Source organism: Archangium sp. (genome assembly GCF_045802675.1).
Taxonomy (GTDB): Bacteria; Myxococcota; Myxococcia; order Myxococcales; family Myxococcaceae; genus Archangium.
Genome location: NZ_JBJMQO010000076.1, coordinates 1 through 25,447, shown reverse-complemented (window position 1 = coordinate 25,447; position 25,447 = coordinate 1). Strand labels below are relative to the sequence as shown.

General features: G+C 71.4%; 8 protein-coding genes and 1 pseudogene. 4 read left to right on the top strand and 5 right to left on the bottom strand.

Features of this window, described 5'->3' with window-relative positions; translation table 11 throughout:
* Positions 1 to 18 precede the first annotated feature (18 nt).
* Entirely contained in the window at positions 19 to 15,453 is a 15,435-nt protein-coding gene (locus ACJ8AN_RS20320; RefSeq protein ID WP_407757061.1) for an amino acid adenylation domain-containing protein, read from the top strand.
* A 458-nt stretch (positions 15,454 to 15,911) separates the two neighbouring features.
* Positions 15,912 to 16,202 (top strand): hypothetical protein, encoded by a 291-nt coding sequence (locus ACJ8AN_RS20315; protein ID WP_407757060.1) that lies wholly within the window; start codon positions 15,912 to 15,914, stop codon positions 16,200 to 16,202.
* A gap of 57 nt (positions 16,203 to 16,259) precedes the next feature.
* Here ACJ8AN_RS20315 and ACJ8AN_RS20310 read toward each other — a convergent pair whose 3' ends face one another.
* The 3 genes from ACJ8AN_RS20310 to ACJ8AN_RS20300 are packed head-to-tail and all read right to left on the bottom strand — an operon-like array spanning position 16,260 to position 20,418.
* Positions 16,260 to 17,078, bottom strand: a complete 819-nt coding sequence (locus tag ACJ8AN_RS20310) for an outer membrane lipoprotein-sorting protein (protein ID WP_407757059.1) — start codon at positions 17,076 to 17,078, stop codon at positions 16,260 to 16,262.
* Positions 17,078 to 18,376: an ABC transporter permease gene (locus ACJ8AN_RS20305; protein WP_407757058.1), complete on the bottom strand. Its 1,299-nt coding sequence runs from the start codon at positions 18,374 to 18,376 to the stop codon at positions 17,078 to 17,080. The genes ACJ8AN_RS20310 and ACJ8AN_RS20305 overlap by 1 nt, the downstream gene beginning before the upstream one ends.
* Before the next feature lie 2 nt (positions 18,377 to 18,378).
* Complete coding sequence (locus ACJ8AN_RS20300; RefSeq protein WP_407757057.1) at positions 18,379 to 20,418, bottom strand: ABC transporter permease; 2,040 nt, start codon at positions 20,416 to 20,418, stop codon at positions 18,379 to 18,381.
* 144 nt (positions 20,419 to 20,562) lie between these two features.
* Here ACJ8AN_RS20300 and ACJ8AN_RS20295 point away from each other — a divergent pair, with 144 nt between their 5' ends.
* Together ACJ8AN_RS20295 and ACJ8AN_RS20290 are read left to right on the top strand one after the other, a co-directional pair.
* Positions 20,563 to 22,074 carry a class I SAM-dependent methyltransferase gene (locus ACJ8AN_RS20295; protein ID WP_407757056.1) on the top strand — a complete coding sequence of 504 codons (1,512 nt, stop codon included), beginning with the start codon at positions 20,563 to 20,565 and terminating at the stop codon, positions 22,072 to 22,074.
* 184 nt (positions 22,075 to 22,258) lie between these two features.
* Complete coding sequence (locus ACJ8AN_RS20290) at positions 22,259 to 23,152, top strand: fatty acid desaturase family protein (protein WP_407757055.1); 894 nt, start codon at positions 22,259 to 22,261, stop codon at positions 23,150 to 23,152.
* 116 nt (positions 23,153 to 23,268) lie between these two features.
* Here the strand turns inward: ACJ8AN_RS20290 and ACJ8AN_RS20285 are convergent, their stop codons facing one another.
* Both ACJ8AN_RS20285 and ACJ8AN_RS20280 read right to left on the bottom strand, forming a co-directional pair.
* The gene (locus ACJ8AN_RS20285; RefSeq protein ID WP_407757054.1) at positions 23,269 to 24,693 is read right to left on the bottom strand and encodes a dihydrolipoyl dehydrogenase family protein; all 1,425 of its coding nucleotides are present in this window, start codon (positions 24,691 to 24,693) and stop codon (positions 23,269 to 23,271) included.
* Positions 24,690 to 25,447 (bottom strand): annotated as a pseudogene (locus ACJ8AN_RS20280) (hypothetical protein); the annotation flags it as partial. The gene ACJ8AN_RS20285 and the pseudogene ACJ8AN_RS20280, both read right to left, overlap by 4 nt.

The window sequence follows — 25,447 nt, the reverse complement described above, 5'->3', positions numbered from 1 at the left end:
GCCGACTCCCCTTCGAACATGACCTCCAAGAACGACTTCGACGTCCCGCCTTCCGCCACGCAACCGGGCTCCCTGGCGCAGGACCCGAACCCGCGCAACACCCTGCGCTTGGAGCCGGTCCACGAGCTCTTCTCCGCGCAGGCGCGCCGCACGCCGGACCAGGTGGCGCTCGCCTTCCACGGAGGCCAGTGGACGTATGGCGCGCTCGAGGCCCACACCAACCGCGCCGCCCGGCGCATGGTGGCCCAGGGCGTGGGCCCCGAGGGTCTGGTGGGCGTGCTCGGCGAGCGCTCCGAGGCCCTCGTGCGCTCCGTCCTCTCGCTGCACAAGGCCGGCGGCGCCTACCTGCCCCTGGACGCGCAGCTGCCTCCCGCGCGGCTCGCCCAGCTGCTCTCCGAGAGCCAGGCCGCCTTCGTGCTACCCGCCAGCCCCTCCGACGAGCCGCTCCTCTTCGAGGTGCTCGCGCTGCTGCCCCCGGAGCGCTGCCCGAGCCTCCTGTCGCTGGACGGGCTCGACGCGGAGAGCCCCGAGCCCCAGCCCTCGCGCGCGTCGCTCAACCACCTGGCCTACGTCGTCTTCACCTCGGGCTCCACCGGCATCCCCAAGGGCGTCATGGTCGAGCACCGCGCGATGCTCGACAACGTCCTGTGGCTGAGGAACGTGCTGGGCCTCACCGGGGAAGACGTCATCGCCCAGACGGCGGGCATGGGCTTCGACATCAGCGTCTGGCAGATGCTGGGCGCCCTGCCCTTCGGCGCCACCACGTACCTCATCGAGGACGAGGTGGTGCGCGAGCTGCCCCGTCTGGCCCGCGCGCTGGACGAGGCCGGCGTCACCGTCGTCGAGATGGTGCCCGCCGTGCTGCGCTCGCTGCTGGAGGACCTCGACAGCGCCAGCACGCCCGCGTTCTCCCGCCTGCGCTGGATGATCATCGGTGGGCAGGCGCTGCCCCCCGCGCTGTGCCGGGACTGGTTCGAGTGCTACCCGGGCGTGGCGCTCGCCAACGCCTACGGCCCCGCGGAGTGCACGGACACCACCACGATGTACCCCATGCGCGCGGCCCCCACGGGCGCGAGCGTGCCCATCGGCCTGCCCAAGGACCAGCTGGAGGTCTTCGTCCTCGACGAGTCGCTCCAGCCCGTGCCCGACGGCGCGCTGGGCGAGCTGTTCGTGGGAGGCACGGGCGTGGCGCGCGGCTACCGCCACCGCCCGGAGCTCACCGCCGAGCGCTTCGTGCCCAACCCCTTCAGCGCCACGCCCGGTGCCCGCCTCTACCGCACGGGAGACCTCGTGCGGCGCACGCCCGAGGGCCCGCTGGAGTTCGTCTCCCGCGCCGACTTCCAGGTGAAGGTGCGCGGCATGCGCATCGAGCTGGGCGAGGTGGAGGCGGCCCTGCACGCGCTGCCCCAGGTGCGCTCGGCCGCCGTCTCCGTGCGCGAGCGCACGCCCGGCGACAACTACCTCGTGGCCTGGGTGGTGCCCGCCGCTCCCGGCATCAACGAGGCCTCGCTGCTGAGCGCGCTGGCTGAATCGCTGCCCGCGTACATGGTGCCCACGCGCGCCGTGCCGCAGACGGCCCTGCCCCTCACCTCCACCGGCAAGGTGGACTACGAGGCGCTGGCGGCCCTGCCCCTCCCCTCCGCCGAGGCCGAGCACGAAGGCGAGCCCCCGCGCGGGCCCGTAGAGGAGCGCATCGCGGGGCTCTTCTGCCAGGTGCTCGGGCTGGAGCAGGTGTCGCGCGACGACGACTACTTCGAGCTCGGTGGCCACTCGCTCAACGGCCTCACGCTGGTGGCCCGCATCCGCCAGGCCTTCGGCGTGGAGCTCACCATGGAGGCCCTCTTCGCTTCCGCCACCGTGGCCGGCCTCGCCCTCGAGGTGAACCGGCTCCAGGAGAGCGCGCCCGCCCTCTCCCATCCGCTTCCGCTCCCCGCTGGGACGCCTCCGGTGCTGTCCTTCGCCCAGGAGCGCATGTGGTTCCAGCACCAGCTCCACCCCCAGGAGCCGCTCTACAACATGCCCCGGGCGGTGGAGCTCCACGGCCCCATCGACGTGGCGGCCCTGGAGACGGCCCTCCGGCAGCTCCTCGCGCGGCACACGTCCCTGCGCTCCACGTTCCCCATCAAGGATGAGCGCCCCCAGCTCGCCTTCCACGAGGTGCCCTCGTCGGTGCTGACCGTGGAGGTGTTGGGCGAGGACGAGGCCACGCTCTCCCGCCGCCTGCGCGAGGTGGGCCTGCGCCCCTTCGACCTGGAGCGCGAGCCCCTCTACCGCTTCCAGCTCTTCCGCCTCACCCCGCACCGCCACGTCCTGCTGTTCGTCCTGCACCACCTGCTCGCCGACGGCTCGTCCTACAACCAGCTCATGCGTGAGCTCGGGGCGCTCTACGCCACGGCGCTCGGCCAGCCGTCTCCCGCGCTCACGCCGCTCGGGCTCGAGGCCACGGATCTCGCCGCGTGGCAGCGCACCGCCCTCTCCCCGGCCCGCGAGGCCGAGCTGCTGGAGTACTGGAAGCACCAGCTCGCCAACGCCCCCGAGGTGCTGCGCCTGCTCACGGACATGGTCCCCTCGCGCCGCTCGAATCGCGGCGCCGAGGCGGGCCGGGTGTTCCTCTCCGACTCGCTGACCGGGTCGCTGCGCGCGTGGTGCCAGCAGCACCAGGCCACGCCCTTCATGGTGCTGTACGCCGCCTTCGCCGCCCTGCTGTACCGCTACTCGGGGCAGGAGGACTTCTGCGTCGGCACGCCCGTCTCGGACCGCAACCACGCGGCCTTCGAGAACGTCGTCGGCCCCTTCATCAACACCGTGGTGCTGCGCAGCCGCGTACAGCCCGCGCGCCCCTTCTCCGCCCTCGTGACCCAGGTGCGCGAGACGGTGCTGGGCGCCATCGCCCACCAGGAGCTGCCCTTCGAGCGCGTCGTCTCGGCCGTGGGCGCCGAGCGCGGGCTGGGGCACACGCCCCTCTTCCAGGTGCTCTTCGAGATGAACCAGGTGGAGGCCGCCCTCGAGGACGCCTTCTCCAGCCTCGGCGCGCGCCCCCTGCACATCGACAGCGGCATCAACCTGTACGCGCTCGTGCTCACCGTCAACGAGCACGCGGGCCGCTTCGAGCTCGTCCTGCGCTACAACGAGGAGCTGTACACGCGCTCCACCGTGGAGCGGCTGCGCGACCACTTCGTCCAGCTGCTCACCCGCGCGCTCGGCGAGCCCGCCACCCGCGTGGATGCCCTGGAGCTGCTCGCCGATGACGAGCGGCAGTCCGCCCGTAACGACGCCCTCGCCGCCCGGCGTGGCTGGCCGCTGGACACGTGCGTGCACGAGCTCTTCTCCGCGCAGGCGCGCCGCACGCCGGAGCAGGTGGCGCTCGCCTCGCGCGACGAGCAGTGGACGTATGCCGCACTCGAGGTGCACACCACCCGCGCCGCCCGGCGCATGGTGGCCCAGGGCGTGGGGCTCGAGTCCCTCGTGGGCGTGCTGTGCGTGCGCTCGGCGGCCCTGGTGCGCGCGGTGCTCTCCATCCACAAGGCGGGAGGCACCTACCTGCCCCTGGACGCGCAGCTCCCCGCGGCCCGCCTCGCCAAGCTGCTCTCCGAGAGCCGTGCGCCCTTCGTCCTCGCCCTCGGTGACTCCAGCGCGCTGCTCGCCGAGGCGCTCGCGCTGCTGCCCTCCGCTCAGCGGCCCCACGTCCTCTCCCTGGAGGGACTCGAGACGGAGAGCGCCGAGCCCCTCGCGTCCCGCACCTCGCCGCGTAACCTCGCCTACGCCCTCTTCACCTCTGGCTCCACGGGTGTCCCCAAGGGCGTCATGGTCGAGCACCGCGGCATGCTCAACCACTTCCTCGGCTTCCAGGAGGCGTTGAACCTCACGCCGGGCGACGTCATCGCGCAGACGGCCCCCATGGGCTTCGACATCAGCGTGTGGCAGATGCTCGGAGGCCTGCCCTTCGGCGCCACCGTCCACGTCTTCGAGGACGAGGTGGTCCGCCAGACGCCCCGCCTCGTGTCCGCGCTGCGGCAGGCCGGCGTCACCGTCGCCGACGTGGTGCCCTCCCTCCTCCAGTCCATGCTCGAGGATGGGGATGACGCCCACGCGCCCGCGCTGTCCCGCGTGCGGGCCATGCTCACCGTCGGCCAGGCCCTGCCGCCCTCGCTCGTCACCACGTGGTTCGAGCGCTACCCGGACTCGCTCTTCCTCAACACCTACGGCCCCGCCGAGTGCACGGACATCACCACCGTGCACCCCATGCGCGCGGCCCCCACCAGTGCGCGCGTTCCCATCGGCCGGCCCAAGGCCAACATGGAGGCGTACGTCCTCGACGAGGCGCTGCGGCCGGTGCCCCAGGGCGTGCTCGGCGAGCTGTACATCGGCGGCACGGGCGTGGCGCGCGGCTACCTGCACCGTCCGGAGCTCACGGCCGAGCGCTTCGTGCCCCATCCGTTCAGCACCACCGCGGGCGCCCGCCTCTACCGCACGGGAGACCTCGTGCGGCGCACGCCCGAGGGCCTGCTCGAGTTCGTCACCCGCGCCGACTTCCAGGTGAAGGTGCGCGGCATGCGCGTCGAGGTCGGCGAAATCGAAGCCGCCCTGCACGCGCTGCCCCAGGTGCGCTCGGCCGCCATCTCCGTGCGCGAGCGCAAGCCCGGGGACACGTACCTCGTGGCCCACGTGGTGCCGGCCTCCGCCGAGGTCACCGAGGCCTCGCTGCTGGCGGCGCTCGAGCACGAGCTGCCCGCGTACATGGTGCCCACGCGCGCCGTGCTCCAGCCCTCGCTGCCGCTCACCAACACCGGCAAGGTGGACTACAAGGCCCTGGCCGCCCTGCCCGTCGAGGCCACCGCGCTCCAGCGCTCGGGTGAGCCTCCGCGCGGGCCCGTGGAGGAGACGCTCGCCGGGTTCTTCCGCCAGCTGCTCGGCGTGGAGCAGGTGTCGCGCGACGACGACTACTTCAAGCTGGGAGGCCACTCCCTCAACGCCATCTCCCTGGTGGTGCGCATCCGCCGGGCCTTCGGCGTGGCGTTCCCCCTGGAGGCCCTCTTCGCCTCGCCCACCATCGCGGGCCTGGCCAAGGAGATCGCCCGGTACCAGCAGGGCACCGACGTCCTCCCCGAGCCCCAGCCGCTCCCCGCCGGAGCGCCTCCGGTGCTGTCGTCCACGCAGGAGGGCCTGTGGTTCCTCCAGCAGTTGCAGCCCGACTCGAGCGCGTACCACATCCCGGAAGCCGTGGAGCTGGTGGGCGCCCTGGACACGGGCGCGCTCGACGAGGCCCTCCGCTGGCTGCTGGAGCGCCACACCGTCCTGCGTCTGGCCGTGCCCGCCCATGAGGGCCAGCCCCGGCCCACGCTCCTGCCCACGCCCGCGAAGGCCCTGACGCTCCAGGTGCTGGAGCCGGGAGCGGACAGCGCCGAGCGGCAGACGCGGTGGCTGAACCAGGAGATCAACCGGCCCTTCACGCCGGGAGGCCCGCTCTACCGCTTCCAGCTGCTGCGGGTGGACGCCGAGCACCACGTGCTGCTGCTGCTCTTCCACCACCTGCTGGTGGACGGCCTGTCCGTGAGCATCCTCCTGCGCGAGCTGCGCGAGGCCTACGCCGCCTTCCGCCAGGGCAAGCGCCCCGAGTTGCCCCCGGTGCGGCTGAGCCACTCGGACATCGCGGCCTGGCAGCGCACCGAGGTCCTCCGCGCGCGTGAGCAGAAGCAGCTCGAGTACTGGAAGCACGAGCTGGCCGATGCACCCCAGGTGCTGCAGCTGCCCACCGACAAGCCGCGTCCCGCGGTGCTGTCGAACCAGGGCGGTGTCCTCATCCTCCCGCTGCCCCCCGCGCTCGCCGAGACGGTGCGCGCCTCCAGTCAGCGGCACGGCGTGACGCCCTTCATGGTGTTGCACGCCGCCTTCAACGTGCTGCTGTACCGCTACTCGGGCCAGCAGGACATCTGCGTGGGCACGCCCGCCTCGGGACGCGCCCACCCGGCCACCGAGGACGTCGTCGGCCTGCTGCTCAACACGCTCGTGCTGCGCAGCCGCGTCGAGCCCACGGCCTCCTTCTCCGCCCTGCTGGAGCAGGCGCGCACCACCACCCAGAAGGCGCTGGCGCACCAGGAATTGCCCTTCGACCGGCTCGTTCACGCGCTCGGCGTCGAGCGCAGCGCCAGCCACTCGCCGCTCTTCCAGGTGATGTTCGAGTACCTCAAGGCGGAGCACTCGCTGCCCGAGGTCTTCCCCGGCCTCCAGACGCGCACGCTGCAGCCGGAGACCATCAGCAGCCTCTTCGACCTGTCCCTGAGCGTCACCGAGCGCGCGAGCGGCACCGAGCTGCTCGTCCAGTACAGCACCGACCTCTTCGAGGCCGGCACCGTGCGGCGCATGGTGGGCCACTACCTCCAGCTGCTCGCGAGCGCGCTGGCCGAGCCCCACACGCCCGTGGAGGCCCTGTCGCTGCTCAGCCCCGCCGAGCGCACGCGGGTGGTCTCCACCTTCAACGACACCGAGCGGCCCTTCGACGCCGAGGCCACCATCGCCTCGCTCTTCGAGGCCCAGGTGGCGCGCACCCCGGACGCCCCGGCGGTGCTGGCTCCCGAGGGCACGCTCACCTTCCGCGAGTTGCATACGCGGGCCTCGCAGCTGGCGGCGCACCTCGTGGCCGCGGGCGCGGGTCCGGAGACCGTGGTGGGCCTGTGCCTGGAGCGCTCGCTCGACGCGGTGGTGTCGCTGCTGGCCATCTTCCTCAGTGGCGCCGGGTGCCTCCCGCTCGAGGCCTCCCACCCCGCGGCCCGCCGCGCGGCGCTGCTGCGCAGGTCGGGCGCGAAGCTCGTCGTCAGCCGTCCGGCCCTGTTCGCCGACACCGCGCTCGACGTGCCCCTGGTGTCCCCGGACGTGCGCACGCGCGAGGTGTCCTCTTCCGTGCCGGCGCAGCGCGCCCGCGCCCACCACCTCGCGTACCTGCTCTACACCTCCGGCTCCACCGGCGAGCCCAAGGGCGTGGAGCTCACGCACCGCAACGTCGTCCACTGCTTCGCGGCCTTCGATCCGTATTACGAGACGAACCCCGGCGAGCGCTGGGCCTCGTCCGGCAGCCTCTCCTTCGACATCCACCTGGAGGAGCTGCTCTTCAGCCTCACCCGCGGCGCGTGCACCGTGCTGCGCGAGGTGGGCCCGCTCGGGCTGGGGCGCGACCTCGTCCGTCACGGCATCACCCACGTCGTCATCACGCCTTCCTCGCTCGCCACCGCGCTCGAGGAGCCCGGCGCGCTGGAGGCCTTCCGCTCGCTGAAGGTGCTCGTCGTGGGCGGCGAGGTGCTGCCGGATCCACTGGTGCGGCAGCTCGCGCTCACGAGCACGAAGCTCATCAACACGTACGGCCCCACGGAGACGAGCATCAACGTCGTCGCCGAGCGGACGCTGGCGGACCGGCCCGTGCGCCTCGGACGGCCGCTGGACCGGTGCCGCGTGTACGTGCTCGACGCGCGCGGTGAGCCCGTGCCTCCAGGTGTCCCGGGCGAGCTGTACCTCGGCGGCACGTGCCTGGGCCGCGGCTACCGGGGCCAGCCGGAGCTGACGGCCGAGCGCTTCGTGCCGGATCCGTTCTCCGGTGAGCCCGGCTCGCGCCTGTACCGCACGGGCGACCGTGGCCGCTGGAATGGCGATGGGACGCTGAGCTTCCTCGGACGCACCGACTTCCAGGTGAAGGTGCGCGGCGTCCGCGTGGAGCTGGAGGAGATCGAAGCTGCCCTCCTGCGCCAGCCCGGCGTGCGCCAGGCGGCCGTGGTGGTGCGCGGCAGCGGCCGTGACGCGCGGCTGGAGTCCTTCCTCGTGGTGGAGGGAGACGCGGCCCAGGTGGTGGGCGGCCTGCGCGAGTCGCTGGCCCGTTCGCTGCCCGAGGCGATGGTGCCCTCGCGCTTCGTCACGCTCCCGGCGCTCCCCTTCACCACCAGCGGCAAGGTGGATCGCAAGGCGCTGACCGCGCTGCGCGTGGAGGACACCGGGCGTCAGACCCAGGGTGAGGCGCCTCGTGGCCCCCTGGAGGAGCTGCTCGCCCGGCACTTCCGCGAGGTGCTCGGCGTCGAGTCGGTGTCGCGCGACGACGACTTCTTCCACCTCGGTGGCCACTCGCTGAGCGCCACCCGGCTGGTGGCCCGCGTGCGCCAGGACACCGGCGTGGAGCTACCCCTGGCCACGCTCTTCTCCGCCCCCACGGTGGCCGGTCTGGCCCGCGAGGTGGAGAAGCTCCAGAACAGCCTCGCCAGCCTGCCCGCGCCCTCGCCGCTGCCGGCGGGTACTCCGCCCGTGCTGTCGTTCGCGCAGGAGCGGCTGTGGTTCATCCAGCAGATGCACCCGGACTCCGCCGCCTACCACATGCTGGAGGCCGTAGAGCTGGAGGGCGCGCTGGACGTCGCCGCGCTGGAAGAGGCCCTCCGCTGGATGCTGGAGCGCCACACCGTGCTGCGCATGGCCGTGCCCGCGCGCGCGGGTCAACCCCAGCCCGTCCTCCTGCCCGTGCCCTCGCGGGTGTTGGCGGTGGAGTCCCTGGAGCCCGGGACGGACTCGCCCGAGCGGCGGATTCAATGGGTGAGCGAGCGGGTCAACCGTCCCTTCTCGTTGGACGGCGCCCTCTACCGCTTCCACCTGCTGCGCGCGGGGCCCGAGCGCCACGTGCTGCTGCTGCTCTTCCACCACCTGGTGGTGGACGGCCTGTCGCTGGACATCCTCCTGCGTGAGCTCGGCGAGGGCTACGCGGCCCTCCGCCAGGGCCAGCGGCCCGCCCTGCCCGCCGTGCGTCTGGACCACTCGGCCGTCGCCGCCTGGCAGCGCACCGAGGCCGTGCGCGAGCGCGAGGAGCGCCATCTGGCGTACTGGGAGAACCAGCTCGCCGGAGTGCCCGCGCTGCTGCAACTGCCCACCGACAAGCCGCGCCCGGCCGTGCTGTCGCACCACGGCGGCCTCACGCCCAAGCAGCGGCTGCCCGCGGCGCTCGTCCAGGCGCTCGAGGTCTTCTGCCTCCAGCACCAGGTGACGCCCTTCATGGTGCTGCAGGCCGCCTACGCCGCGCTCCTCCACCGCTACAGCGGCCAGCAGGACTTCTGCGTCGGCACGCCCGTCTCCGGCCGCACCCACCCGGCCACCGAGGACGTCGTCGGCCTGCTGCTCAACACGCTCGTGCTGCGCAGCCACGTCGAGCCGTCCGCGTCCTTCTCCTCGCTGCTGGGACAGGTGCGCACCACCACCCTGGAGGCCATCGCCCACCAGGACGTCCCGCTCGAGCGGCTCGTCAACACGCTCGTCGTGGAGCGCAGCCCCAGCCGCGCCCCGCTCTTCCAGGTGATGATCGACGTCGTCCGGGTGGAGCGCTCGCTGGGCGAGGCCTTCCCCGAGCTCCGCGCGCGCCTCATCCACCCCGAGCTGTCCACCAGCCCCTTCGATGTGTCACTCGGCATCGCGGCGAGTGGCGAGGGCTACGAGCTGGCCATCCGCTACAACACGGACCTCTTCGAGGCCGGCACGGCCGAGCGCATGCTGGGCCACTACGTGCGGCTGCTCGCGCACGCGCTGGAGGCCCCGGGCACGAGCGTCGGCGCACTGGAACTGCTCCGCGACGAGGAGCGGCAGCGCCTGCTGGTGGAGTGGAACGCGACGCGCGAGGACTTCCCGCGCGACACATGCGTGCACCACCTCTTCGAGGCACAGGTCGAGCGCACGCCGGACGCGGTGGCGGTGCGCGCCGGGGAGTACGGCGAGCAGGAGCTCACCTTCCGGCAGCTCAACGCGCGGGCCAACCAACTGGCGCACTACCTGCGCCGCCTGGGCGTGGGACCCGGGACGCTGGTGGGGCTGAGCCTGGAGCGCTCGCCGGACATGGTGGTGGCGCTGTGGGCCGTGCTCAAGGCCGGTGGCGCCTACGTGCCGATGGACCCCGGCTACCCGCTGCCCCGGCTGGCCTTCATGCTGGAGGACACCGCGACGCCGGTGCTCATCACCCAGCAGAAGGTGGCCGACGAGCTGCCCATCGGCGATCAGATGCTGGTGTGCATGGACTCGGAGTGGGAGCAGCCCTTCGCCCAGGAGCCCGAGGACAACCCCGCCCCGCTCGCCACGGCCGATGACCTGGCCTACCTCATCTACACCTCGGGCAGCACCGGGCGCCCCAAGGGCGTCATGCTCGAGCACCGCGGCGTGGTGAACTACCTGCACTGGGCCTGCCGCGCGTACCCCGTGGCCGAGGGCTCGGGTGCGCCCGTGCACTCGTCGCTCTCGTTCGACCTCACCGTCACCAGCCTCATCGCCCCGTTGGTGATGGGCCGGCCGGTGGTGCTCGTCCCCGAGGAGGCTGGCGTGGAGGGCCTGACCGAGGCCCTGCGCACGGGCACCGATTACAGCCTGGTGAAGCTGACGCCCACGCACCTGCAACTCCTCTCGCAGCAGCTCAGCGCCGGAGAGGTCGCGGGACGCACGCGGGCCTTCGTCGTCGGTGGCGAAGCGCTGTCCGCGGAGAGCCTCGCGTTCTGGCGCCGCCACGCGCCCGCCACGCGCCTCATCAACGAGTACGGCCCCACCGAGACGGTGGTGGGCTGCTGCGTGCACACCGTCCGTCCGGAAGACCCGGGCGAGGGCACCGTGCGCATCGGCCGGCCCATCGCCAACACGCGGCTCTACGTGCTGGACAAGAACCTGCGTCCGCTGCCCGTGGGCGTGCCCGGTGAGCTCTACATCGCCGGAGCGGGCGTGGCGCGCGGCTACTGGCGCCGCCCGGAGCTGTCGGCGGAGCGCTTCGTGCCGGATCCGTTCTCCACCGAGCCCGGCGCGCGCATGTACCGCACGGGAGACCTCGTGCGCTACCTGGCCTCGGGCGACCTGGACTTCCTGGGGCGCCTGGACTCGCAGGTGAAGGTCCGCGGCTACCGCATCGAGCTGGGCGAGGTGGAAGCGGCGCTGCGCTCGTTGCCGGGCGTGTCCGATGCCACCGTCATCTTCCGCGAGGACGGCCCCATCGGCCCCCGGCTGGTGGGCTACGTGGTGGGAGAGTCGGGTCTGCCCGACATCCCGGCCCTGCGCGCCTCGCTGGCCAGCTCGCTGCCCGCGTACCTGGTGCCCTCGGCCCTCGTGCCGCTGGAGGAGCTGCCGCTCACACCCAACGGCAAGGTGGACCGCCAGGCCCTGCCCTCGCCGGAGGAGGCCGCGCCCTCCAAGCCGGTCTCCGACGCTCCCGCCACGCCCACCCAGGAGGCGCTGGCGGAGATCTGGCGCGAGCTGCTCGAGGTGTCCCACGTGGGCCCCGACGACGACTTCTTCGAGCTCGGCGGCCACTCGCTGATGGCCGTGCAGCTCATCGCGCGGATTGGCACCCGCTTCGGCGTGGAGCTGACGGTGGCGTCCCTCTTCGCCGCGCCCACGCTGGCCGGCCTGGCCGCCCTCATCGACGAGGCGCCCCAGCGCGAGAGCGAGACGGCGTGGGCCGCATCCGAGCAGCAGCGTCCCTCGCGGCTTCCCGCATCCCAGGTGCAGGAGCGGCTCTGGTACGCGCTGCAGCTGCCGGAAGCGCCGCCCTTCGTCACGGTGTTCACGCTCGGGCTCGAGGGTGCGCTGGATGTCGCGAAGCTGGAGGCGGCCTTCGTGGCCGTGCTCGAGCGCAACGAGACGCTGCGCACCTCGTTCTCCCTGGAGGGCGGCGAGCTCATCACCCGGGTCCACCCGTTGGCCCGGCCGGTGCTCACGCACACGGACGTCTCGCACCTGCCGCCCACCGAGGCCCTCGAGACCACGCGCCGCATGGCGGCCCGGCACGATCAGGTCCACTTCGACGTGGAAAAGGGGCCGCTGTACCGCTTCGAGCTGGTGCGCCTGGATGCGGCGGGCACCCGGCACGCGCTCATCCTGGTGATGAGCCACCTCGTCAACGACGGCATCGGCCAGCGCGTCTTCCTGGACGAGCTGTCGGCGGCCTACAGCGCGGCGGTGGAGGGCCAGACGCCCCTGCTGCCGCCCGCGCAGCTCCAGTACGCGGATTTCGCGCTGTGGCAGCGGCGGCCCGAGCACGTGCGTGAGCAGCAGGAGAGCCTCGAGTCCTGGAGGCAGGCGCTGGCGGACGCGCCCCCGGTGTTGGACCTGCCGAAGGACTTCCCCCGCCAGGCCCCCACGCTCAACGCCAACATGCGGCCGGTGCAGCTCACGCTGAGTGCCGGGGACGTGGGCCAGCTCAAGTCGCTGGCGCGGCGCGAGGGGGTCACCACCTTCGTGGCCATGCTCGCGCTCGCGCAACTGTGGCTGCACCGGTTGAGCGGACAGTCGCACGTGGTGGTGGCGTCGCCCTTCACCGGGCGCGTCCTCCCGGGCACGGAAAAGCAGGTGGGCTTCTTCACCAACCTGCTCCCCCTGTGCACCGGAGTGGAGGGCACCCTCTCCTTCCGCTCGCTCCTGCGGCGGGCCTACGACGTCGTGGCGCACGCCACCCGTCACCAGGAGGTGCCCCTCAAGCGCATCGCCGACACCGTCCGTCCCGATGCCGACCGCAACGCCGCGCCCCTGGCGCAGGTGCTCCTGACACTCGACTCGCTCGGGGCTCCGTCCTTCGCGGGGCTCACGGCGTCGCAGATCGAAGGCGATGGCCGCAGCGTCATCCCGGCCTACGACGTGGTGCTCGACTTCCTGGAGGTGCCCCAGGGCGAGATGCGCACCCTCATCGCCACCGACGGTGCGCTCTTCGCGGAGTCCACGTCCGAGCGCATGGCCGGCGCCTTCGTCCAGCTGCTCTCCGAGGTGGTGCGCGCGCCGGACCTGCCCCTGTCGCGGCTGTCGCTGCTGTCCGGGCCGCAGCGGGCCCAGGCGCTGGCCTCGCTGGACGGTGGCCCCCAGGAGGTGCCGGCTGGAGCGTGCGTGCACACGCTCTTCGAGGCCCAGGTGCGCCGCACGCCGGACGCGCCCGCCGTGGCGCATGGCACCACCACCTGGAGCTACGCCGAGCTCAACGCCCGCGCCAACCTCCTGGCCACGCTGCTCGTCGAGCGGGGACTGCGGCCCGAGGAGCGGGTGGGCGTGGTGATGCAGCCGTCCGCGCAGGGCATGGCGGTGCTGCTGGGCATTCTCAAGGCCGGTGGCGCCTACGTGCCGCTGGACGCGGGCTGGCCCGAGCCCCGCAAGCGCGCGGTGCTGGAGCGCTCCGGCGTGCGGCGCCTCTGGGTGGACGAGGCCGCGCTGTCCGCGCACGCGGGGCTCGTGCCCACCGTGGAGGTAGCGCCCCAGCCCGAGCACGTGAAGACGGAGACGGGCCCCGGGCCGCGGACGGTGTCCCACGAGCAGCTCGCGTACATCGTCTTCACCTCGGGCTCCACCGGCGAGCCCAAGGGCGTGATGGTGGAGCACCGCTCGGTGGTGAACCACAACCTGGCCATCGCCGCCGACTTCGGCCTGCGTCCAGGTGACCGGATGCTGCAGTTCGCGCCGCTCAGCTTCGATGCGGCGGCCGAGGACCTGTACCCGCCGCTCGCGGTGGGCGCCACGGTGGTGATGAGGGACGGACTGGTGCCCGCGCACCAGATGACGCCGTACCTGGAGCAGGAGGGCATCACGATCATCAGCCTCCCGCCCACGTACATCGAGGAGTGGGTGCGGGAGATGGACGCGCAGGGCCAGCGGGTGCCCGAGCGGCTGCGGCTGCTGGCCCCCGGCGGCGACGTGCTCAAGCGCGAGACGTACGAGGCCTGGGTGCGCGTGGGCGGCGGACACGCGCCGTGGCTCAACGTCTACGGCCCCACCGAGTGCACCATCACCTCGGCCACGTGCGACATCCCCGGCGCGGAGGGCGTGGGTAGCGAGCCCACCTTCCCCATCGGCCGGCCCATTCCGCGCGTGCGCTTCTACCTGCTCGACGAGCACTTCGAGCCGGTGCTCCCGGGCATGCCGGGGCGGGTGTACATCGGCGGCGCGGCGCTCTCGCGAGGCTACCTCGGGGCGCCGGACATGACGTCCGAGCGCTTCCTGCCCGACCCGTTCGCGAACGAGCCCGGCGCGCGCATGTACCACACGGGAGACCTGGCCCGGGTGCAGCCCGACGGACGCCTGCGCTTCCTCGGCCGGGCGGACCACCAGGTGAAGATCCGCGGCTTCCGCATCGAGCTGTCGGAGATCGAGACCTGCCTGCGGCGCCACCCCCAGGTGCAGGAGGCGGTGGTGCTGGCGAGGACCTCGGCCGCGGGCGTGCAGCAGCTGTGCGCCTGGGTGCAGGCCTCGCCTCTGGTGCGGGCGGACGCGCTGCGTGAGCACGTGGCGTCGCAGCTGCCTCCGTACATGGTGCCGGCGGCCTTCGTCGTCCTGGAGAAGCTGCCCGTCAACAACAACGGCAAGGTGGATCGCCAGGCGTTGCCGGATCCGGACCTGCAGCCCACGGAGCCCGCGGAGCAGGAGGAGAAGCGGGAGACGGCGTTCCGCTCGACGCTGGAGATGACGCTCCAGCGCCTGTGGGCCGAGGTGCTGGCCAAACCGGACCTCCGGGCCGAGGACGACTTCTTCGAGCACGGTGGCGACTCCATCCTCGCCATGCGGCTGCTGGGACGGCTGGAGGAGGAGTTCGGCGTCCCGGTGCCGCTGGCCACCATCTTCCAGTACCCGACGCTGAGGGCGAGCACGGACGCGCTGAGCGAGATACTGGAGGAAGGGCCTCCCCGGACGAGCGTGGTGAACCTGTCGGGCCCGGACACGCCGAAGGACGCCCCGCCCGTCTTCCTCTTCCACCCGGGCGACGGCGAGGTGCACCACTACATGGAGCTCACCCGGAAGCTGGAGCCGGGCCTGCGCTGCTTCGGCGTCCAGGCGCCGGAGACGGTGTCGAAGCGTCACCTCGCCACCTTCGAGGAGCGCGTGACGGTGTACGCGCAGGACATCCGCGCGGTGCAACCGCACGGGCCATACCGGCTGATGGGGTTCTCGTTCGGCGGCTACGCGGCCATTGGCGTGGCGGCGGTGCTCGAGGCGACGGGCGAGCAGGTGGAGCTGGTGGGCCTGCTCGACACGCCTCCCGTGCACTCCATCCCGGCGCCGACGGCGACGGACTCCGTGCTGCAACTGGCCGAGGAGTTCGGCGTGCTCGACGCGCAGCTGGAGCGCGAGCTGGCGCCGCTGGGCCTCGACGCGCAGTGGGAGCTGCTCGCGACGCGTGCGAAGGAGCGGGGCATGCTGGCGCCCCACTTCCAGGGCAGCCAGCTCTCGCGCGTGTGGCACATCCTCGGTGAGGTGCTGACGCCGCAGGTGCGGGTGTGGACGGTGCCGGCGCTGCGTGCGCGGCTGCTGCTCTTCACCTCGGCCTACTCACGCACGGGCCGCGACGAGACGCTCGGCTGGAGCCAGTTGCTGCCGCGCGAGCAGATCGACGTGGTGCCGATGGCGGGAGATCACCCCGACCTCATCCGCGCGCCGCAGGTGGACGCGGTGGTGGCACGGGTGCTGGCCACGGTGGGCCTGTCCAAGAGCTGAGGACGGGCCGGGTGCTGTTAGCGGCGTCAGGAGCCAGATACTCCCGGCGCCGTTCACCCCGAAGGAGCATGACGGAGTTTGACGGGCGAGCGCCGCGCGAAGCACAGTGACTGGGCGACTTCCCCCAGGAACTCCATGGACGCCTTTGCCACGTCACCCACTGCGGCAAGGGAAGTTGCCGTGGTTGCGCGGAGCCATTCCCAGACATCTTCAAGAATCTGATGGTCAAGGAATGGTGCAGATTCGACTGCCTGCGAGGCTCTGTCCGAGCTGGCTCGGCCTTCGGATTCATTCCGAGCATCGGGAAAGACCTTTTCGTCGGCCCGATCTGCCTCAATGAGTAACCCTTCACAGATCCCGGGAAGGCACCAGTAAGGAGGCCGCAGATGTCTCTAGATCCTACTAGCGAGAAAGCCGCTCGCATTGCCGGTGCCCTCAATGGGTTGGGACACATTGCGATGGGGCAGTCGCTGGAATGGGCTCGCAGCACCAAGGGTGATGCGAAGCTCAGGGAAGAGTTCCACGAAGACGCGACCATCGTTTTTGACCTGGTTGACCGCGAAGAGAGGGTCAAATCGACGGTGATTCCCCATCCCGCGGAATGCATGGCCGCGCTCTCCCGGTTCCGGGACATGGTGCGGTCCATTGATTTCGACGATGCCGCGAGCATGGCCAGCCTCAAGGCCTATGCCCGGCAGGCTCTCGAAGCCTTCATGGGGCAAACGCTGCCCGAAAAGTTCCCCGAGTGACCTGGCCAGCGCATCCACTGGCGCCGGCCAATCCCTCACCTTCATGAAACAGCCGGACTACCGCGAGCGCGACTCGAGCCAGGACTTGGTGAAGATGTTGGGATCGAGCGGCGCGAGCACCACCTCGTCGTAGCGCACCATCACCCGCGAGCCCTCCTCCGCCTCCTCCTCGAGCACTTCCTTGTAGTGGTACACGTACTCGTTGGTCAGCGGATCCTTGATGCGCTGGTAGCCGCGGATGAGGTCGGTGCGCAGCGGCTTGCCCGACGGCGCGTACCCGATGCGCTTCACGATGTTCAGGTCCGGGTCGATCCACAGGCGCAGCTGCGGGAAGGACACCTCGCTGCCGGGCTTCCCCGTCAGGAAGACTTTCCGGTACGTGACGCCATTGACGACTTCCGTGCCCTCGTCCTTCGGATCGTAGGCATCGGCGAGCCGGGAGCGCTCGAAGTCCGCCTCGCACGTGAAGGTGCCGGCGATGTTGGCCCGCATGGTGCTGCGCGTCCATTGGCCCACGTTCGGGTCGTACTCCCACAGGTTGCTGCCCACGCGCAGGTACCCGCTGCCCGCCATGTACTTGGGCTTGGAGGTCATGAAGAGCAGGTCGCGCGTCGTGTCGCGGCGGTAGACGATGATCTCCACCGCCGTCTCGGCGTTCTGCTTGCTCAGACCCATGATGCGGACGGTGCCCTTGTAGTCGCTCGTGAAGGTCATCCGCTTGTCGATGCGGCGCAGGTAGTCCACCAGCGACTCCTTGGACTCCGTGGCGGGGGCCTTGGCGTCCGCGGCGGGAGCCTTGGCGGGCTCGGCGGCCAGGAGAGGCGCTGGCGCCAGGAGCGAGAGCAGCAGCAGGGGCAGGCGGGCACGGGTCTTCATCACAGGGACTCCATGGCGGAACGGGGGGACAGGGCGGCGGCCCGGGCCGCCGGAATGATGGAGGCGAGCACCGCGCCCAGGGTGACGGCGAGCACGGCGAGCACGACCGCGGGCAGGTGGGGCTCCAGCGGCAGGGTCTCGCTGAAGAAGAGGCTCGCGATGGGCGCGGGCAGGGGCACGGTGCCTCGCAGGAGCAGGCACAGCAGCGAGGCCAGCAGCGCCCCCGCCGCCGAGGCCAGCAGGCCCAGCAGCAGCCCCTCGAGCACGAACAGGCCCACCACGGAGCGGCGGTGCATGCCCATGGCGCGCAGCGTGCCAATCTCCCGCGTCCGCTCACGCACGGAGACGCTCAGGGAGACGAACAGCCCCACCATGACGACCGCGAGGCCAATCAATCCCACCAGCGCCGTGAGGGCCGTGAGCCCATCCGTCACGAAGGAGAGGAAGGAGGACTCGTCCTCCCAGGTGCTGACATCCAGCCGCTGGCCCGCCCAGTTCTCCCGCAGCAGCGGCGACACCTTGTCCCCATAGGCCTCGTGCGAGGCCGGAAGCACCTCGAAGCCCGCCTGGCGCAGCCCCTGGCGCAGCGAGCCCCCCAGGGTGTCCAGGTCCGTGCCCTCGGGACACATGAATTGCAGCACGCTGGAGGACTCGGAGCGGAAGCCGCTCAGCTCGCGCAGGGTGGTGTTGGAGACGAGGATGCCCGCGGCCTCGCCCAGGAAGCCGGCGCGCCCGGTGATGGCGACCACCTCCACGTCGAGCGCGTTGCGCTTGCCGCCCACCATCTCCGCGTAGATCGTGGCCACGTCGCCCACCTGGACGCGCAGCCGCTCGGCCATCGGCTGCGAGAGGGCCACCGTGTGGGGCCTGTCCAGCGCCTCCAGCGAACCCTTCTCCAGCGGCATGAGCCCGAGCGAAGCCTGCTCCTGCTTCACGTCCAGGCTCATCATGAAGGAGCGGGCGCGGTGACGGCCCGAGCCCACCGCGGCCTGGCCCCGGCCCCGCTCGCGCAGGGCACAGCTCGCGGGCAGCAGCGGCTCCACCACACCGCGCACGCGGGGCGTCTCGCCGATGACGGGGGCGAGGGTGTCGGGGTGGACCTTGAAGTAGCCGCCGACGTTCAGGTCCCCGCTGATGAGCGTCTTCACGGCCTTGCGCTGCTCGGTGGCGACGCCCGCCGTCAGGGACATCATGCCCACGAGCACCGCGCTGGCGCTGGAGATGACGAGGAAGAGCAGCAGACCGCGCTCGCGGTCGACGAAGAGGTTGCGCAGGGCAATCCGCAGGAGCGAGAGCATGGTCAGTCCTCCCTCGCGCGCATGGCCACCACGGGAGGAACGGAGCTCCCCCGCCAGGCGGGCACCAGGGACGCCAGCGTCACCACTCCCATCACTCCCGCCACCACCGTCACCACGTGCCACACCTCGAATCGGGGCATCAGCACCGCGCCCCCAAGGGCGAACTGCAACATGTCGTCACTCAAGGCCAGGCCCCGGCCGGCGATGCCCAGCAGCAGGGCCGCGCCCATCCCGGAGCCAAGCAATCCGCCCAGCCCTCCGAGCACCAGCCCCTCCATCAGCAGCATGGAGAAGACCTCGCGGCGCTGCATGCCCATGGCGCGCAACGTGCCCACCTCGCCCACGCGCTCCTTGGCCAGCAGCAGCAGCGTGCCGGTGGCCATCAGCAGCACGAAGAACGCGAGCAGCGCGGCGAACACCCCCAGCACGAGCTGGCTGATGCCCACCACCCCGCTGAAGAGGCCGCCCACCTCCTCCCAGCTCACGATGGCCAGGGGCAGCTTGCGCTCGGCCACCAACGCCTGGAGGCGCGCGGAGACGTCCTCCGACGAGGCGCCCGGACGCAGCACGAGGGCCGCATGCAGCACACTGCCCGCTCGCAGCTCCTCGTCCGAGAAGGTCCCCGCCACCTCGGCCCTGTCGATGACGGGGGCTTCCGCGCTCCCCGTGGCCGGGGGCGGCTCCACGTCGACAATCGTCGGTTTCCCCAGCGAGTCCAGGGACAGCTGCTCCTTGTTCATGCCGAACGAGGCGACGAGCGCGCGGGCCTCCTCCTGCTGCTCGCGCGTCTGCCTTCCGGCGAGCATGCGCGCGCTGACGAGGTCCACCAGGCTCATGGAGTTGACCTGGCTGGTGTCACCGCCGAGTCCCTTGAAGCGGAACGTGCCCCACACCTTCATCGGCACGTTGAAGGCGGAGAGCAGCCGGTTGCGCACGGTGAGCGTGTCCCCGGGGTGCACGCGGTACAGCGGCAGGTGCGCCGCCAGCTCGTCGTAGAAGAGCCGGTAGCGCGTGTCGAAGTTGCCGTCCTCCACGGTGAGGAACTCGCGGAGCAGGGGCTCGAGCTCGCCCGCGTGGCCCAGCACGCGCGCCAACGTGTCCCGCAGTGCCGAGGCCCGCTCCACGTCGAGCCGCGCCAACAGGTCCGGCAGGTCCGCGAGGTTGCGCTCCACCAGCGTCTTCAACCGCTCGTCCGTGAAGGAGCCTCCATGCTCGCGCTCGCGGCGCAGCTCGTCGAGCCGCTGGGCGATGGGCAACTTGAAGTTCTGCTCGTAGGCCGCGTGCCCGAGCAGGATGCCCCGGCTGCCGGGCGGCGGCATCTGTCCCGAGAGGAGCTCGAAGCGGGGGAAGGCCCGAGCGAACTGCTGCGGATCCGTCCCCAGGTAGTCGATGGGCAGCGACTCGCCCTCCCCGGCCAGCTTGGCCACGCGCTCCTCGAGGTACTCGAGCGCGGCCTCGGGGTTGGCGCGGAAGCGGGCCCAGAAGGCATCCGAGGTCACCACCTCCAGCGTGCGCCGCTCCTCCGGCAGGCCCACGTCGCCCGAGAAGGCCTGCTCGCGCTGACGCTCGTCCCCGGCCACGCGCTGCAGCGTGCGCCGCAAGTCCTCTCCGAGCCGGGCCAGCCGCGCGTCGCGGGCCTCGGACGCGGGCTCCCGGGTGACGGCGCGCACCGCGGCGAGCTTCTCGTCCAGGTAGTTGCCCCGGAACACGGAGGCCGTCCCCGCCTCCATGGGCACCACGTCCTGCACGCCGTCCACCGAGCGCAGGAGCTTCTCGGTGCCGGGAAAGTCCTCGATGGCGACGAGCTCCGGCGCGCCCGCGGGGCCCGTGAGCAGCACGGGCGTCTGGGGCGAGGCCGAGTGGTACACCTGCAGGTGCCCGGCGCCGCTCTCGATGAGACTGCGCCGCGTGCCCTCGTGGATGGTCTCCACCAGCGAGAGGCCCGGCGTCAGCAGGGCGGCCGCACCCGCCGCGAGCAGCCCGACCCACCAACTCCGGCGGCGCGCCAGGACGCCCTGCAACGTCAGCAATACCAGTGTCAACGCGTACTCCCTCTCGCCAGGAGGTGGAAGTTAGAAAAACGTGCCAATCCTGGCAAGCCGTGGGGCGCGGAACTCCCGGACGCACCGGGTTGCGGAACCGAGCGGGAAACGGCGAAGCTTGGGGCCCCCCCGAACGAGGTTCCGATGACGGCTCCCCGGAGCGCCACGCCCCCTTCCCTGGCGCAGTCCCTTCACTTCTGGGCGCGCAATGCCTCGAATGAGTCGGCGCTGCTGCGCACATCACTGAGCGTGGGCCTCTTCGACGCACTGCCCGAGCAGGGCACGGGCGCGCCGGTGACGGTGCAGCAGCTCGCACAGAAGGTGGGGGCGTCGGTGCGCGGCGTGCGCTCGCTCGTCGAGCTGCTGGTGTGCCTGGGGCTGGTGCACATGGATGACGCACGCGGCCTCTCGCTGTCCCGTCCGGTGGCGGCCTTCCTGCGGGACGCGGCGTTCCGCGAGCGCCTCCAGGAGGCGGCGCGTTGGTGGGGCCCCATTGGCCAGCTCGAGGAAGCGGTGAAGACGGGCGAGCCCGTCACCCTCGGGGGCCAGCGCTGGGACGTGCTCGCGCACTACCGGCGGCTCTTCCTGGAGACGGTGCCCGCGCCCTCGCCGGAAGCCGAGGACTTCTTCGACCGCTTCGCGCGCAGCGCCGCGCGCACCTGGCTGCTGGTGGCGGTGGGCCGGCTGGGGCTGCTCGAGCAGCTCGCCACGGGCCCCAAGGACGAGGCGGCGCTCCGGGCGGCCACCGGTGCGAGTGAGCGGGGCTTGCGCACGGTACTGGACGTGCTCGCGCACCTGGGCCTCACCCGCACCGGGGGCGGCACGACGGGCTTCACGGACGAGGCGAAGCAGGTGCTCGACGGCAAGGCACTGCCCTACCTGCTGCGCTCCTTCTCCGTGTCCGCGCAGTATTGGGAGGCGCTGGAGCGGCTCGAGGAGACGGTGCGCCACGAGCGCTTCATCCTGGACCTCAAGGACGCCGAGGTGAGCCGGCGCTTCTACGCGGACAACTCGAATCAGATTACGGCGGTGTTCGCCTCGCACTTCCAGCTCAGCCGGCGCGCGGCGGCGACGCTCGCCCAGGTGCGTCCGCTGGCGGGTGCGTCGGTGCTGGACATCGGCACGGGCTCGGGCGTGTGGGGCGTGGCGTTCGCGCGCACGGAGCCCACGGCGCACGTCACCTACTTCGACCAGGAGGTGGTGCTCGCGCAGGCGAAGCGCAACGTGGAGCAGCTGAAGGCCCTGGGGCAGGCGCGCTTCTGGCCGGGCAACCTCTTCACCCAGGACTTCGGCGAGGCCGCGTACGACTTCATCATCCTCCCGCAGGTGCTCAACGTGCTGCGCCCCGAGTCCCTGCCGGACATGTTCCGCCGCGTGGCGCGGGCGCTGAAGCCGGACGGCATCCTGGTCATCGCCGAGTACGTGCTCGACGAGCGGCGCGACGGCCCGTTGGACCACCTCTACTTCGGGCTGCGGCGCTTCCTCACCAACGAGGGAGACCTGCTCTCCCACTCGGAGTACGCCGCGCTGCTGGCGCCCGAGGGACTCACCTCGACGGTGTGCCTGCCCCTGCCGACGCAGGAGCTGCTGCTCGCCGCGCGCCCCGGCGTCACGCTGCCCACGCAGCTCGCGCCCCTCTCGCGCTCGGCCGCGTGACGCACCCCGTCGTGACACATACGGGCCCCGCTCGCTTGCCCGTACCCGGGGTATCAGTTTAAGCTGGGATTGCGACTTTTCCGTCCCCCCGGAAGGTTTCCCCATGCAGCCAGCAGCGCCGCTGGACAACGCACCCCGTACGAGCGATGGCCCGACGCCCGCTGTGCGGGAGCGATCCGGCTCGGTGGCAGTGCGCCTGAGGGCGGCGTACGCGCGGGAGGTGGCCCGGATGGGCAACCACTCGCACTCGGCGCCCGAGGGAATCGGGCACATGGCGTTCCACATCGGGCTCGGGGTGGGAGCGGCGTTCGCGGCCCACGCGCTGCTGGAGGCGCGGCCCGTGGTGGGCTGGGCGCTCTATCCGCTGGTGGCCTTCTTCATCGCCACGCGGTTCCGCGCGCTCGGCAACATGCTGCACGAGGCGTGTCACGGCATGTTCGTGCGCGGCAAGCGCGTCAATCGCGCCTTCGGACACGCGCTGGCCATCCTGGATTTGACGGCGCTCGAGCCCTACACGCGCGAGCACTTCACGCACCACCAGCACCTGGGCGATCCGGTGAAGGACCTGGACTTCGTGTCGCGCCGCAAGTTCGGTTTCGCCGAGCCCACGGAGCACTTCACGCGGCGCCACCTGCTGCGGCCGCTGACGCTCATCCACCTGCCCACCTTCGTGCGCCCGGTGCTCTTCAGCCGCACGGACCCGTGGCTGGTGACGCTGTGCCGGTGGGCCTTCGTCGCGGGGCTGCTCGCGCTCGGGCAGTGGGGGGTGGGCTGGAAGGCCTTCGCCCTCTTCTACGTGCTGCCCTACTTCGTGGCCTACCAGGTCGTCCGCTACTGGTCGGACGCGGTGGACCACGCGGGCGTCATCGGCGAGGCGGATGAGTTCCACCGCTCGCGCAACCACATCTTCCGCTGGGGCCTGCTCAACCGGGTGCTCTTCCCGCGCAACGACCAGTACCACCTCACGCACCACCTCTTCCCGGCCGTGCCCACCACCGCGCAGGGCCAGGTGCACGCGCTCCTCTTGAAGGACCCCGAGTACGCGGATCGGCCGCACGCCTTCTCCGCGCTGCTCTAATTCGACCCGGTCACTGTGCGACCGCGCTACTACCGGTGTCGCTCAACTGGCGGGAAGCAGAGAACACGAGACGACCGCGGACAGATCCTCAGAAGAGCAAGCGTTCTCGCTAGCGGTCATAGCAGTTCCGCGAAGCGACCTCGGCCAACATCCAGACTGAGCTGGCGAGCGGCGGTTGCCGCGGCTCGACCCAGGATACCCGTGTAGGTCGGGAACGAAAGGGGAACGCGCGCGAGTTCATCCACACGCATTCCCGCGGCGATGGCGATCGCGGCCGTCTGCACGATGTCGACCGCACGCTCGCCTACAACGTGGCAACCCAGAATCGTGCGCGTCGCGCGGTCGACGATCAGCTTGCAGAAGCCGGTCGTTCGCCCGTCGATGATCGTGCGCGTCGTCGAGTCGAAGCGCACCACCGTCACCACGACCTCGCGCGTTTCCCGCGCCTTCGCCTCGGTCAGGCCCGCTTGCGCATACTCGGGGTCGGTGAAGCTCCCGATGGGCGACACCGTGTCTTCGGTCACCATCGTTGGCCCTCGCACGGCGTTGGTCGCGGCCACGAAGCCGTCCTGCAACGCCTGCGGTACGAGCATCAGTCGGCCGGTCACGTCTCCGGCGGCGAAGATGTGCGGCGCAGAGGTGCGGAGATGAGCGTCGACGCGCACGAATCCCCGGGGATCCGTCTCGACGCCAGCGGTCGCGAGTCCGAGAGCGGCCGTGTTGGCCGTCCAGCCCACCGCCACGACCACGAGCGCGGCCTCGGCGCTGTCTCGTGCGCCGTCCTTCGAGAAGGCCATCCTGACGCCGCCCGGCGTCTTTTCAAAGGACTCGATCGAGCCAAAGCCCTCGTGCACCCCGATCCCCGCCCCGCGAAAGGACTCCGCGACGGCCGCGGACACATCTTCGTCCTCCGTCGGCAGGATGCGTGAGGCCGCCTGGAAGAGTTCCACGCGCGTGCCGAAGGCGCTGAAGATCGACGCGACCTGCACGCCGGTCGCGCCCCCGCCAATGACCAGCATCGTCGGCGGAACCGACGTCAGGCTCCAGGCATCGCTGTGAGTTGCCGTCAGCTCGAATCCGGGGATCGGGAGGCGCCGGCTGGTCCCGCCCGTGCAGAGGATGATCTTCTCGGCGCGAAGTCGCAGCCCGCTGTGCGTCACGACGGTGTGGGGGTCCATGAAGCGCGCGACACCGGCCCGCTCATGGACGGTGATGCCCGCGGCATCGATCTGCTCATGCAACGCCGCGTGGGCGCGGACTTCTCCCACCACCTCGCGCACGCGCGCGAGCAGCAGCGGGTAGTCCAGCACTGGCTCCGGCACGGAGATGCCATACCGTCCGAGCTGCCGAGCGTCGCGGATCAGCCGGGCCGCGTGCGCCAGCGTCCGCACGGGAACCGGCCCATCATGGGCGGCCATGCCGCCGAATTCGCCGCCCGTCACCAGGGTGGTGCTGGCGCCCAGGTCTCCGGCGCGGAGCGCGGCGAACAGACCCGCCGGTCCGCCACCTACCACCAGGACGTCCACGGTCGCGGGCTTCATGTCCGAAGCTCGGCGAGCCAGCGCAGCGCGCGCAGTCCAGGCATGAAGCAGTACTCGCCACCCCGTGTGACGACGAACCGCGGCAGACCTCGCAAGCGCTTTGGAATCGGCCTCCTCGGGAAGGCTGTCGTCAGCGCGTAGTGCGGCAGGTGCATGTGGAAGTTGAAGTTGCGGACTCCGGTGAGCCAGCCGCGCTTGTCCAGGTCCTTCACGATGGTCAACGGAGCGATTCGACTGGTCGTCGCGGTGGTCCCCGATATCCAGCCGGACTTCTCCAGGTCACTCGCGGCGGTCGACGGCGCGGTCCTATCGGTGATGACCGCGGGGCGAAGTCCCCACTGATTCTCGACGGGGATCCCAAGTCCCTTCATCAGCGCACGCGTGTACCCACCGAAGCGTTGCCGTCTCGGCACCAGCCCGTCGCCGTGGTGAACGTGTTCCATGTCGCGTTCCTTCATGTCCGAGGAGTGCCCGACATCGTGGTGCGGACCGATGATGAGGCAGGTTCCCTCGCGCTCGAGGAACTCGCGAACGGCCTCGAGCTCCTCTGGAGCGGGCACCTGCTCGGTGACCATGTGATCCAGACCGAAGACGAACAGCGTGTCCGTGTCGGCGAGGACTCGCTCGTCGAGGGGGAGGGTGAAGCCCGCCTGGTCGACGCGCTGGAACATGGGGACTGCGTGCCCCGTGACCTCTCCGACGACGCGCTGGAACTTCACCCACGCCCAGAAGAACAGCTCGAGTGAACCGGCGA

Bases quoted from the DNA above. Each gene is read 5' to 3' on its own strand.
- ACJ8AN_RS20320 (WP_407757061.1), top strand. From the start codon at position 19: ATGACCTCCAAGAACGACTTCGACGTCCCGCCTTCCGCCACGCAACCG.
- ACJ8AN_RS20315 (WP_407757060.1), top strand. From the start codon at position 15,912: ATGGGGCAGTCGCTGGAATGGGCTCGCAGCACCAAGGGTGATGCGAAG.
- ACJ8AN_RS20310 (WP_407757059.1), bottom strand. From the start codon at position 17,078: ATGAAGACCCGTGCCCGCCTGCCCCTGCTGCTGCTCTCGCTCCTGGCG.
- ACJ8AN_RS20305 (WP_407757058.1), bottom strand. From the start codon at position 18,376: ATGCTCTCGCTCCTGCGGATTGCCCTGCGCAACCTCTTCGTCGACCGC.
- ACJ8AN_RS20295 (WP_407757056.1), top strand. From the start codon at position 20,563: ATGACGGCTCCCCGGAGCGCCACGCCCCCTTCCCTGGCGCAGTCCCTT.
- ACJ8AN_RS20285 (WP_407757054.1), bottom strand. From the start codon at position 24,693: ATGAAGCCCGCGACCGTGGACGTCCTGGTGGTAGGTGGCGGACCGGCG.